Source organism: Microbacterium sp. NPDC087591 (assembly GCF_044743625.1).
In the GTDB taxonomy this organism is placed as follows: domain Bacteria; phylum Actinomycetota; class Actinomycetes; order Actinomycetales; family Microbacteriaceae; genus Microbacterium.
This window is the reverse complement of sequence record NZ_JBIUWU010000002.1, coordinates 139552-150164: the sequence shown is the minus strand read 5'-3', so window position 1 is coordinate 150164 and position 10613 is coordinate 139552. Positions and strand designations below refer to the sequence as shown.

Here is a 10613-nt window from a genome sequence, read left to right as displayed (position 1 = left end):
GCGGCCGGTGGATCACTCTCCGTCGAGGGAGAGCTCCTGCGGCAGCTCGAACTCGCGCCGCTGCAGCTCCTCCACGTTGACGTCCTTGAACGTCAACACGCGCACGGCCTTGACGAAGCGATCAGCGCGGTAGATGTCCCACACCCAGACGTCGCTCATCGAGATCTCGAAGTAGAAGTCGTGCTCGGTGTCACGACGGACGACATTCACCTCGTTCGCCAGGTAGAACCGGCGCTCGGTCTCGACGACGTACTGGAACTGGGACACCACATCCCGATACTCCCGGAACAGTGCCAGCTCGAGCTCGCGGTCGTAGTCGTCGAAGGCTTCCTCATCCATGATGAATCCATCCTAGAGTCGGAGCGCCATGAAGCCGCACCGCTCGCTGCTCAGAACAGCGTGGGAGCATCCGTGATCGCCCAGGACGCGCGGTGATACGGCGACAATCCGCTCGCCCTGATGGCCTCGCGGTGCTCCGCGCTCGCGTACCCCTTGTTGCGATCCCACTGATACTCAGGGTGACCACCGTGCAACTCCACCATGAGGGAATCGCGCGCGACCTTCGCGATCACCGACGCCGCAGACACAGATGCACAGTCGCGGTCGGCCTTGATGACCGGTCGCACCCGGAGCGGCCCCGGGTGAACGGCCGACACGTAGTCGTGGTTGCCGTCCAGGAGCACGAGCGCGTTCTCGACCGAGGCGCCCTGCGCCACCACCCCCAGCACCGCTCGTGAGGCCGCAAGGCCCAGCGCACGCATGATGCCGACCTCGTCGACCTCCGCCGCGCTGGCCCAGCCGACCGCGGAGGCCTGCACCCAGGCCGCCGCCCGCGCCGCCACGTCCGGACGACGCTTCTCCGTCACGAGCTTGGAGTCGCGCAGCCCCTCGGGTACCCGACGACGGGCGCCGGCGGCATCCATCACCGCGGCGCCGACGGCCACCGGCCCGGCCAACGCACCCCGACCCACCTCGTCGAGCGAGATGATCAGGTCGCATTCGCCCAGGAGCTTCCGCTCCAGCGTGAGCTTCGGCGCGACGACGGTCATTCCGGGTCCGGAACGCCGTTGAACGTGTCGTGATGACCGTCGATCGTCCCCATGCGGTTCAACGGCCACGTGGTCAGGAAGGCCTTGCCCACGACATTGTCCAACGGGACGAATCCCCCGCTGGGCAGGTCCTGGTGCGCACGGGCGTCACGTGACCGGTCTCTGTTGTCGCCGAGCAGCCAGAGCGAGCCCTCGGGCACCACCACATCGAACGGTTCGTTCGAGGCGGCGGTGTCGCCCTCGGGAAGGTTGAGGTAGCTGAGCTCGTCGATGGGCGCACCGTTGATGGTGATCTGGCCCAGCGCGTTGCAGCACACCACATGGTCGCCGGGCAGGCCGATCACCCGCTTGACCAGATGATCCTGAGCATCCGTCGCAGAGATTCCGACCACGTTGAGCACCCAGTCCACGGCCTGCACGAGCGGCGGAGCCGCGGGCTTCTGCGGGACGGGATCGAGCCATCCGCCCGGGTCCTTGAACACCACGACGTCGCCGCGCTCGTACCCTGTCCAGCGCGGCGTGAGCTCATCGACGAGGATCCGGTCCTTGATCAGGAGCGTCCGCTCCATCGATGCGGACGGGATGTAGAACGAGCGCACCACGAAGGTCTTCACCACGAACGACACCAGAGCCGCGATGAGGATGATGATCAACACATCGCGGAGGAAGATCAGGAAGCCGCGACGCCGCCTCGACGTAGGGGCGGACGGGGAATCGGTCGTCATCAGCTTCCTTCACGAATGGTGCACCGCACGCGAGCGGCAGTATCAAGGGTCGCACACCGGGGGTAGAACACAGCACCCCGAGACATCGTGTCCCGGGGTGCTGTGGAAAAGCTGCGCGTCAGCGGTCGCGCTTCTCCTTGATCTTCGCCTTCTTGCCACGGAGCTGGCGGAGGTAGTACAGCTTCGCGCGACGCACGTCACCGCGGGTGACGACCTCGATGTGGTCGATCACCGGGGAGTGCACCGGGAAGGTACGCTCGACGCCGACCTGGAAGCTGATCTTGCGGACCGTGAAGGTCTCACGCACGCTGTCGCCCTGGCGGCCGATGACGACGCCCTGGAAGACCTGGATACGGGAGCGGGTGCCCTCCGTGATGTTGACGTGCACCTTGACGGTGTCGCCGGGGAAGAAGTCCGGGATGTCCGAACGGAGGGAAGCCGCGTCAACGGCGTCGAGGATCTGCATGATCGTCTCTCTCTGCACTCGCCACAGGTCGCGTGCATGATGATGGAAGGAACAAAAAGGTGTGTGTGCCGTACGGCGCTGATGCGTCCGCGGGTTCCCCTGAGGCAGAACCGGTCACGGCACAAACATTCATTCTGCCATGGATGGGACCAGTGGCCAAAATGGCGGCGGTCAGTCCCGCGGGTCGACCTCACGCACGACGATGACCTCATGAGCGCGTGTCTCCGGGACCGGCTCATCAGTACCGGGGATGGTCGACCAGGCGATCGTCTCGCGGATGCGCGCGCCACTGCCCTTCGCCTCGTTCCACAGCTGCCAGAGCTGCAGCCAGAACAGGGCGATGCCGGCGATGATCGCGCCCGTCAGCAGCCACGGGAACGCTCCGTCGATGAAGAAGCCCACGGCGATCGTGAGCCCGTGCCACAGCGTGAAGCCCAGCACGTCCCACCACGACACGGCGCGCTCGATGCGCACCGAGGGGCGCGAGCGCGTCAGGAGCGTCAGGAGAAGCTGACCGATCAGGACCGAGGGGATCGCGATGAACAGCACCCACAGGATCGCCCAGCCACCCTGGAACACGCCCCATCCGACGAGCAGCCACAGCGGCAGCAGGAACGCCGCCGGGAGGAGCCAGCGGAAGAAGGCCTGTCGCAACCACATGCTCAGATCGTACGACGCCTCATCGATCGGAACTCCGGTGTTCGCTGTGAGCACGCGGCGAACCGGGCGCGCCGCATCGGGGAGAATGGAGTTGACGAGAGGACACCCGATGATCGAACTGCGCACCCCTGCCGAGATCGACGAGATGCGCGCCGCCGGCCGCTTCGTGGCCGAGACGCTGGCGACACTGCGCGACGAGACGAGGGTCGGGACGAACCTGCTGTCCATCGATCGGCGTGCGCACGACCTGATCCGCAAGGCGGGAGCGGAGTCCTGCTACATCGACTACCACCCCTCGTTCGGCGCGAGCCCGTTCGGCAAGGTGCTGTGTACGTCGGTGAACGATGCCGTCCTGCACGGACTGCCCCACGACTACACGCTCCGCGACGGCGATCTGGTCTCCCTCGACTTCGCCGTCTCGGTCGACGGCTGGGTGGCCGACTCGGCTCTCTCCTTCGTCGTCGGCACCGCGCGCGACGAGGACCTGCGCCTCATCGACACGACCGAGCGCGCGCTGGACGCCGCGATCGCTGCCGCTGTGGTCGGCAACCGCATCGGCGACATCTCCGCCTCGGTCGCGGCGATCGCGCACGGCGAGGGCTACTCGATCAACACGGATTTCGGCGGCCATGGGGTCGGCCGTACGATGCACGGCGATCCGCACGTGCCGAACGACGGTCGGCCGGGTCGGGGCTTCCCGCTGCGCGACGGTCTCGTCCTCGCGCTCGAGCCCTGGCTGCTCGCCACGACCGACGAGCTGATCACCGATCCGGACGGCTGGACTCTCCGCAGCGCGGACGGTTCCCGCGGAGCGCACTCGGAGCACACCGTCGCGATCACCGAGAACGGCCCCATCGTCCTCACCGATCGTTCCTTCCTCGGAGTGGACTGACGGATCACCGCGGTCTGTCGGACGGGGACGGTACGCTTCCGCGGACCTGTGCCATCCTGAGTCCATGATTCCCCAGGATCGTCACGTGCCGGAGCGACTGTTCCTCGCGCGACACGGTCAGACGACCTGGAACCGGGAACGGCGGCTGCAGGGGCAGTTGGACTCGCCGCTCACCCCTGAGGGCATAGCGCAGGCGCGCTCGCTCGCGGAACAGCTGGTCGGAACGGACGTGCAGACCGTGTGCTCGAGTCCCTTGGGCCGCGCGCTGCGAACAGCGGTCATCATCGCTGAGCGCCTCGGCGCCGAACTGATCGAGGTGCCCGAGCTCGCCGAGGTGCATCACGGCGAGCTGGCCGGCATGACGTGGGCGGAGATCGATGCAGCGTTCCCCACCGTCCGCGAGGAGCGTGCCGCCAACCGCTACGGGTGGGCGTTCCCCGGTGGTGAGAGCTACGCGCAGGCCCGAGCGCGTGCGCGCAAAGCGCTCACGAGTTGCGGATGGGCGGCGACGGGGACTCCGCTCCTCGTCACTCATGAGATGATCGGCCGGATGCTGCGCGCCGAACTGCGAGGCCTCGACGCGGCTGGTGCTCTCGCTCTGCGGCACCCGCACGGCGTCGTGTTCCGCCTCGACCGCGGCGTGGAGACTGTCCTCTAGGCAGGCTCGTCAGGCGCGAGCAGATCGGGGCGGCGCCTCCGTGTGCGCTCGATCTGCTGCTCGCGACGCCACGCGGCGATCGCGGCGTGGTTTCCGCTGAGAAGCACCTCAGGTACGGCGTGCTCGCGCCACAGCGAGGGCTTCGTGTACGACGGGTACTCCAGGAGCCCGTCCTCATGCGATTCCTCGACCAGGCTCTCGGGGTTGCCGACGACCCCGGGGATGAGCCGTCCGATCGCTTCGATCATCGCCATCGTCGCGACCTCTCCCCCGTTCAGCACGTAGTCGCCGAGACTGATCAGTCGGACCTCACCGAGGGTGGCGGCGTAGTCGAAGACGCGTTCGTCGATGCCCTCGTAGCGACCGCAGCCGAACACGAGGTGCTCGCGCGACGACAGGTCGCGTGCGGTCGCCTGGGTGAACACCTCACCGGCGGGCGACGGGAATATGATCGTCGGCCGCTCGGACCGCGCGCTGACCTCGTCGAGAGCGAGCCCCCACGGCTCGGGCTTCATCACCATGCCGGCACCGCCGCCGTACGGGGTGTCGTCGACGGTGCGATGCCGATCGCTCGTCCAGTCGCGCAGGTCGCGCACCTGGAGGTCGAGGATGCCGGAGCTCTGCGCCTTGCCGAGGAGCGACAGCGTCAGACCGTCGAAGTACGACGGGAAGATGGAGAGGACGTCGATGCGCACGGAGGGAACCGTATCAGCGGTCACTCGGCGGCGGCGTCGTCCGAGCTGGGTGCAGCCTCGGAGTCCGTTGCATCCGGGAGTTCCTCGAAGAGTCCGGGCGGCGGCGTGACGATGACTCGTCCCTTCGCCACGTCGACGGACGGGACGATCGCCTCGACGAAGGGAACCATGATCTCGCGGTCGCCCGCTTTCACGATCAGGAGATCCTGGGCCGGGAAATGCTCGATCCTGGCGACCCGTCCTACGACGACGTCGTCACGGACGACGTCGAGACCGACGAGCTGGTGATCGAACCAGGCGTTGTCCTCGACCTCGTCGACATCCTGATCGATCCAGAGGATGGCGCGCACCAGGCTCTCGGCAGCGGTACGGTCCTCGACATCGTCGAAGAACACCACGGGGCTGCCGTTCATCACCCGGTATTCGCGGATGGTGATCTCTTTCCCGTGCCACGGAGATGCCTCGGGCACCTGCAACGTGAACGCAGCGCCGGTCTGGAAGCGCCGCTCCGGGTTGTCCGTGTACAGCTCCACCTTGAGCCCGCCCTTGAGGCCGTGAGCCTTGACGAGGCGCCCGACGCGCAGCTGGTTCTTGCTCTTGTTGCCGTCCTGCGACGCCACGTCAGTCGTCCGCGACATCGACGCGGACGCGACGTCCGTCGGCCAATGCGGTGATGAGCGTACGCAGCGCCTTCGCGGTGCGGCCGCCGCGCCCGATCACACGACCACGGTCGTCGGGGTGCACACGCACCTCGAGGAGATCGCCTCGCGGCGACGTGGATTCGTTGATGCTGACATCCTCAGGGTGATCGACGATCCCCTTGACGATGTGTTCGAGCGCGGCGGCGAGCACGACGGATTACTCTGCGTCGGCGGCGGGAGCCGCGTCGGCCTCGGCAGCGGCGGGAGCCTCCTCAGCGGGGGCCTCCACCTTCTTCTCCGCCTTGGGCTTCACGACGGACTTCTTGGCAGCGTCGATCTCGAACGGAACCTTGGGCTCCTTGACCTTGAGCGTGGACTTCGCGTCCTTGTCGCCCTTGAACTTGCCCCAGTCGCCCGTGATCTTGAGGATCGCGGCGACCTGCTCGGTCGGCTGAGCGCCGACGGAGAGCCAGTACTGCGCACGCTCGGAGTCGACCTCGATGAAGGAAGGCTCCTCGGTGGGGTGGTACTTGCCGATCTCCTCGATCACGCGACCATCGCGCTTGGTCTTCGAGTCGGCGACGACGATGCGGTAGTACGGCGCACGGATCTTGCCCAGGCGCTTGAGACGAATCTTGACAGCCACGATTCTCCTGAATTGTGTGGAAGGAAACGAACTGATCGCCTGGAGAGTGGGGTGCACACCCGGCGGAAGCTCAAAAGGGGAGGACGATAGCTGGATAGAGGGTCGAGCAGGTCGTCCGACCTTCTATTCTGCCAGATCAGCGCGCCAGGAGCGAAACGCGGCGACACGGGTGTTGCCGAGACCGTCGTTCTGCGTGTCAGACTGTGCTCGTGACGCTCGATTTCGCGCCTTCGGCCCGCTCCACCGTCGGACTGGAGTGGGAGATCATGCTCGCCGATCCGGTGAGTGGTGACCTGGTCGGACGCGCTCCCGAGCTGCTGGCCGCTCTCGAGGAGGAGAGCGCCGATGAGCGCCACACCGTGACGGGCGAACTCCTCACCAACACCATCGAGGTCACCAGCGGCGTCGGCGACTCGGTGGCGCAGGCCGTGGATGACATCGCTCAGGCGATCGCCGCGGTCAGATCCGCCACAGATCCCGCGGGCATCGAGCTGCTCTCCGCAGGGAGCCATCCGTTCGCGCAGTGGTACGACCAGCAGGTGACCGACAAGACGCGCTACCACACGCTGATCGAGCGCACCCAGTGGTGGGGCCGGAACATGATGATCTGGGGCATCCACGTCCACATCGGCATCGAGGACCAGCGCAAGGTGTTCCCGATCATCAACGCGCTCACCGGCTTCCTCCCGCACCTGCAGTCGATCGCCGCGTCCAGTCCCTTCTGGGCGGGCGAGCGGACGGGATACGCCTCCAACCGCGCGCTCGTGTTCCAGCAGCTTCCGACGGCCGGCCTCCCCTGGCCCCTGCAGGACTGGTCCCAGTTCGAGTCCTATCTGGACGACATGGTGCGCACCGGCGTGATGGCGGATGCGTCCGAGGTGCGCTGGGACATCCGCCCGGCACCCCGGTGGGGAACCATCGAGGTACGTGCGTGCGACGGCGTCTCCACGCTCCCGGAGCTCGCCGCGATCGCCTCCCTCGTCCAGGTGCTTGTCGAGCACTTCTCCCGTGCACTCGACGAGGGACAGACACTCCCCCAGATGCCGGCCTGGTACCACCGAGAGAACAAATGGCGCGCCGCCCGCTACGGGCTGGACGCGCGGGTGATCGTGGATGCCGAAGGAACTCAGCTCCCCGTGCGCGACCATCTCTCTCAGACCATCGACGATCTCGCCCCTGTCGCTGTCGAGCTGGGATGCGCCCGGGAGTTCGCGAGTCTGCACACGATCCTCGACGAAGGCGCCAGCCACGCGCGACAGATCGCTGTCGCCGATGCATCGGACGGAGACCTCGGCGAGGTCGTGCGACACCTGATCCGCGAATTCCGCTCTGGACCCGAATCCTCGATCGACGAGCCCTGAGCCGCGACACCCGTCCGCGTCAGTCGTCGACGAGCTGTCGCGCGAGACCTTCGTCGAGCACCACGTCGGTGATGAGGTCGGCCGCGATGGCGGCGCGCAGGCTCACGAGCTTGGGAATACCCGAGACGACGCACACGCGCCGAGGAACCCGACGCAGGCGGTCGAGGCCCGGCCCCGTCGCCCGCGCATTCACCCGGATGTCACGCCATGACCCGTCGGAGCGGAAGAACACCGTCGCCACATCGCCGATCGCATGATCCTCTCGAAGACTCCGGTAGTCGTCGCGACCGAGGTAGCCGCCCACGTAGACGCGGCTCGGCACCTCCGCCGCCGGGGAACCGAGGCTGAAGACGGCGATGTCCATCTTGGCCTGCAGGTCGAGAACCCTGCGTGTGCTGCGCTCCCGCCACATGGCCTCACGCGTCGCCGGATCGTCGAAGAACGCCGGCACGGGGAACTGCTGCACCTGCGCGCCGAACGCGCTGCCGAATCGCTGCAGGATGTCGCTGGAGTACTCGACACCACTGGTCTGCGTGTTTCCCGCACCGTTGAGCTGCACGAAAGTCGTGTTGTGGGTCTCCTTCTGCGTCAGACCGCGGCTGACCGCGCTGATCGTCGAACCCCATGCGACGCCGATGATCATGTTCGAGTCGACGAACTGTGAGAGGAGCCGCCCCGCCGTCAGAGCTACGCGTTCGAGGCGCTCGACCTCGCTCACGATCTCCGACATCGGGACCACGTGCGCCGCCACACGATGGCGGTCACGGATCCGCTGCTCGAGGATCCCCAGCCGCTCGAGGGGTGAGTTGATCCGGATGTCGACCAGTCCGCTCTCGCGCGCGAAGCTCAACAGGCGGGACACGGAAGACCGCGAGGTGCCCAGCTCCTGGGCGATCACCTCCATCGTCTTGTCCTGCATGTAGTACAGCTGCGCTGCGGTGAGCGCCGCGATCAGCTTGGAATCGCGGGATTGCGCGCCGGGGTCGGCCATGAGTTCCTCCTCGCCCTCGATCCTTGCACATATGTGCACTGGACTTGCGCGCGGCGTTCCACAGGTCGATGCTGGGTGGCAAGCAAGGAAAAGGGGTCGAAGATGATCGAGTCGACGCACTCGTCAGCGGAACGCGCTGAGGTACGCGCAGTCCGTGAATCCGGACGCACGAGCGTCCTTCTCATCGGAGGCGGGATCAACGGCATCTCCGCATTCCGTGATCTGGCACTGCAGGGAGTCGACGTCCTCCTCGTCGAACGCGGAGACTTCGCCTCCGGCGCGTCCTCCGCATCGAGCCACATGATCCACGGCGGCATCCGGTATCTCGAGAACGGCGAGTTCCGTCTCGTCCGCGAGTCCGTGGAGGAGCGCAACGGTCTGCTCAAGATCGCCCCCCACTACGTCAAGCCGCTGCAGACGACGATCCCGATCTACTCGACGTTCTCCGGCATCCTCTCCGCTCCCCTGCGTTTCCTGACGCACCGCAGCGGCAAGCCGCAGGAGCGCGGCGCCTTCCTGATCAAGATCGGCCTGACGATCTACGACACGTTCTCCCGCGACGGCGGCAGCGTTCCCCGGCACCGCTTCCTCGGACGCAAGCGCTCGCTCGCGGAACTCCCCTCGCTCGACCCGAACATCAAGTACACCGCGACGTACTACGACGCCTCGATGCACGACCCAGAGCGTCTCGCACTGGATGTCCTCCAGGACGGCCTCGCCGCCCACCCGGCAGCCCAGGCACTGAACTACGTCGAGGCGATCGGTCGCGACGGCGACACCGTGATCCTCCGCGACCGCGAGAGCGGCACGGAGTTCGCAGTCGCCGCAGACGTGGTCGTCAACACCTCGGGCCCCTGGACGGACCTGACGAACGACGCGCTCGGCACCGACACCCGCTTCATGGGCGGCACCAAGGGATCGCACATCGTGCTGGACCACCCCGAGCTGCTCGAAGCGACCCGCGGCCGTGAGATCTTCTTCGAGCACTCCGACGGGCGCATCGTCCTCATCTACCCGCTCAAGGGCCGGGTGCTCGTCGGTACCACCGACATCGACGCCGACCCCCGCGAGGTCGCCGTGTGCACAGAGGAGGAGGTCGACTACTTCTTCGACCTCATCCACCACGTGTTCCCGCAGATCGACGTGAACCGCGACCAGATCGTGTACCGGTTCTCCGGCATCCGCCCGCTCCCCCGCCACGAGGACACGGCGCCCGGCTTCGTGTCGCGCGACTACCGCATCGAGGTCGACGAGAAGGGCACTGTACCGCTGGTCAGCCTCGTCGGCGGCAAGTGGACCACGTTCCGCGCACTCGGCGAGTCGCTCTCCGACGTGGTGCTCGGCCTCATCCACCGCACCCGGACGGTCTCCACCGCGGGTCGGGCCATCGGCGGCGGGCGGGACTTCCCGCGCACCGAGAAGGCGAAGCGCATCTGGATCCAGGAGTACCTCTCCGGCGCCGGCGACCGCGCCGAGAAGCTGCTCGCCCGCTACGGCACCCGCGCCGCGCAGGTGTGGGAGTACGTCGAGCAGGGCACGGACGCCCCCCTCGCCGGCGGCGACCTCTCGACGCGCGAGCTCGAGTGGATGGTGCACAACGAGATGGTCGCGCGCCTGCAGGACGTCATCCTGCGCCGTACGAGCATCGCGTTCACCGGCCACGCCGACGCAAAGGTCATCGATGAGATCGCGGACGCGCTCGCACCACTGCTGGGCTGGGATCGTGCGCGACACGACGCCGAACTCGAGCAGACGCGTGAGCTGCTGAACGAAAGGCATGGACTCCACATCTCGTCGCGCACCCGCGGCTGACGAGACCTCCGACCGTC

14 protein-coding genes are annotated in these 10613 nt (G+C 67.0%); 4 read left to right on the top strand and 10 right to left on the bottom strand.

Annotation, left to right across the window (positions count from 1 at the left end):
- Positions 1 to 12: 12 nt before the first annotated feature.
- The 5 genes from ACIOVG_RS11290 to ACIOVG_RS11270 all read right to left on the bottom strand — a co-directional run bounded on the left by ACIOVG_RS11290 (position 13) and on the right by ACIOVG_RS11270 (position 2900).
- On the bottom strand, positions 13 to 339 hold the full coding sequence (locus ACIOVG_RS11290; protein ID WP_017204525.1) for a DUF2469 family protein: 327 nt from the start codon (positions 337 to 339) through the stop codon (positions 13 to 15).
- A 50-nt stretch (positions 340 to 389) separates the two neighbouring features.
- Positions 390 to 1049, bottom strand: a complete 660-nt coding sequence (locus ACIOVG_RS11285; RefSeq protein WP_400873162.1) for a ribonuclease HII — start codon at positions 1047 to 1049, stop codon at positions 390 to 392.
- Complete coding sequence (gene lepB, locus ACIOVG_RS11280; protein WP_400873159.1) at positions 1046 to 1774, bottom strand: signal peptidase I; 729 nt, start codon at positions 1772 to 1774, stop codon at positions 1046 to 1048. Before lepB ends, ACIOVG_RS11285 begins: the two co-directional genes overlap by 4 nt.
- 118 nt (positions 1775 to 1892) lie before the next feature.
- On the bottom strand, positions 1893 to 2240 hold the full coding sequence (gene rplS, locus ACIOVG_RS11275) for a 50S ribosomal protein L19 (RefSeq protein WP_091037582.1): 348 nt from the start codon (positions 2238 to 2240) through the stop codon (positions 1893 to 1895).
- A 171-nt stretch (positions 2241 to 2411) separates the two neighbouring features.
- Complete coding sequence (locus ACIOVG_RS11270) at positions 2412 to 2900, bottom strand: MFS transporter permease (protein ID WP_400873156.1); 489 nt, start codon at positions 2898 to 2900, stop codon at positions 2412 to 2414.
- 109 nt (positions 2901 to 3009) lie between these two features.
- Here ACIOVG_RS11270 and map point away from each other — a divergent pair, with 109 nt between their 5' ends.
- Together map and ACIOVG_RS11260 are read left to right on the top strand one after the other, a co-directional pair.
- Positions 3010 to 3792, top strand: a complete 783-nt coding sequence (gene map / locus ACIOVG_RS11265; RefSeq protein WP_400873153.1) for a type I methionyl aminopeptidase — start codon at positions 3010 to 3012, stop codon at positions 3790 to 3792.
- A gap of 64 nt (positions 3793 to 3856) precedes the next feature.
- The gene (locus tag ACIOVG_RS11260; protein ID WP_400873150.1) at positions 3857 to 4450 is read left to right on the top strand and encodes a histidine phosphatase family protein; all 594 of its coding nucleotides are present in this window, start codon (positions 3857 to 3859) and stop codon (positions 4448 to 4450) included.
- Here ACIOVG_RS11260 and trmD read toward each other — a convergent pair.
- Genes trmD through rpsP form a run of 4 tightly spaced genes read right to left on the bottom strand, consistent with a single transcriptional unit; the run spans position 4447 to position 6432 of the window.
- The gene (gene trmD, locus ACIOVG_RS11255; RefSeq protein ID WP_400873147.1) at positions 4447 to 5145 is read right to left on the bottom strand and encodes a tRNA (guanosine(37)-N1)-methyltransferase TrmD; all 699 of its coding nucleotides are present in this window, start codon (positions 5143 to 5145) and stop codon (positions 4447 to 4449) included. The two genes, ACIOVG_RS11260 and trmD, sit on opposite strands and share 4 nt — an antisense overlap.
- Positions 5146 to 5165: 20 nt before the next feature.
- A complete protein-coding gene (gene rimM, locus ACIOVG_RS11250; protein ID WP_400873144.1) occupies positions 5166 to 5783 on the bottom strand; it encodes a ribosome maturation factor RimM in 618 nt (205 codons plus the stop codon).
- On the bottom strand, positions 5767 to 5997 hold the full coding sequence (locus ACIOVG_RS11245; protein ID WP_363553403.1) for an RNA-binding protein: 231 nt from the start codon (positions 5995 to 5997) through the stop codon (positions 5767 to 5769). Before ACIOVG_RS11245 ends, rimM begins: the two co-directional genes overlap by 17 nt.
- Positions 5998 to 6003: 6 nt before the next feature.
- Positions 6004 to 6432, bottom strand: a complete 429-nt coding sequence (gene rpsP / locus ACIOVG_RS11240) for a 30S ribosomal protein S16 (RefSeq protein WP_017830730.1) — start codon at positions 6430 to 6432, stop codon at positions 6004 to 6006.
- A gap of 209 nt (positions 6433 to 6641) precedes the next feature.
- Here rpsP and ACIOVG_RS11235 point away from each other — a divergent pair, with 209 nt between their 5' ends.
- Positions 6642 to 7793 carry a glutamate--cysteine ligase gene (locus tag ACIOVG_RS11235; RefSeq protein ID WP_400873141.1) on the top strand — a complete coding sequence of 384 codons (1152 nt, stop codon included), beginning with the start codon at positions 6642 to 6644 and terminating at the stop codon, positions 7791 to 7793.
- A 19-nt stretch (positions 7794 to 7812) separates the two neighbouring features.
- On the opposite strand, the gene ACIOVG_RS11230 is transcribed toward ACIOVG_RS11235, so the two are convergent.
- The gene (locus tag ACIOVG_RS11230; RefSeq protein ID WP_363553399.1) at positions 7813 to 8784 is read right to left on the bottom strand and encodes a sugar-binding domain-containing protein; all 972 of its coding nucleotides are present in this window, start codon (positions 8782 to 8784) and stop codon (positions 7813 to 7815) included.
- 102 nt (positions 8785 to 8886) lie between these two features.
- Here ACIOVG_RS11230 and ACIOVG_RS11225 point away from each other — a divergent pair, with 102 nt between their 5' ends.
- Complete coding sequence (locus tag ACIOVG_RS11225; RefSeq protein WP_400873138.1) at positions 8887 to 10596, top strand: glycerol-3-phosphate dehydrogenase/oxidase; 1710 nt, start codon at positions 8887 to 8889, stop codon at positions 10594 to 10596.
- Positions 10597 to 10613 lie beyond the last annotated feature (17 nt).

What these genes read in the sequence shown, in the direction of transcription:
- ACIOVG_RS11290 (WP_017204525.1), bottom strand. Translation starts at nt 339, where the DNA reads ATGGATGAGGAAGCCTTCGACGACTACGACCGCGAGCTCGAGCTGGCA.
- ACIOVG_RS11285 (WP_400873162.1), bottom strand. Translation starts at nt 1,049, where the DNA reads ATGACCGTCGTCGCGCCGAAGCTCACGCTGGAGCGGAAGCTCCTGGGC.
- lepB (WP_400873159.1), bottom strand. Translation starts at nt 1,774, where the DNA reads ATGACGACCGATTCCCCGTCCGCCCCTACGTCGAGGCGGCGTCGCGGC.
- rplS (WP_091037582.1), bottom strand. Translation starts at nt 2,240, where the DNA reads ATGCAGATCCTCGACGCCGTTGACGCGGCTTCCCTCCGTTCGGACATC.
- ACIOVG_RS11270 (WP_400873156.1), bottom strand. Translation starts at nt 2,900, where the DNA reads ATGTGGTTGCGACAGGCCTTCTTCCGCTGGCTCCTCCCGGCGGCGTTC.
- map (WP_400873153.1), top strand. Translation starts at nt 3,010, where the DNA reads ATGATCGAACTGCGCACCCCTGCCGAGATCGACGAGATGCGCGCCGCC.
- ACIOVG_RS11260 (WP_400873150.1), top strand. Translation starts at nt 3,857, where the DNA reads ATGATTCCCCAGGATCGTCACGTGCCGGAGCGACTGTTCCTCGCGCGA.
- rimM (WP_400873144.1), bottom strand. Translation starts at nt 5,783, where the DNA reads ATGTCGCGGACGACTGACGTGGCGTCGCAGGACGGCAACAAGAGCAAG.
- ACIOVG_RS11230 (WP_363553399.1), bottom strand. Translation starts at nt 8,784, where the DNA reads ATGGCCGACCCCGGCGCGCAATCCCGCGATTCCAAGCTGATCGCGGCG.
- ACIOVG_RS11225 (WP_400873138.1), top strand. Translation starts at nt 8,887, where the DNA reads ATGATCGAGTCGACGCACTCGTCAGCGGAACGCGCTGAGGTACGCGCA.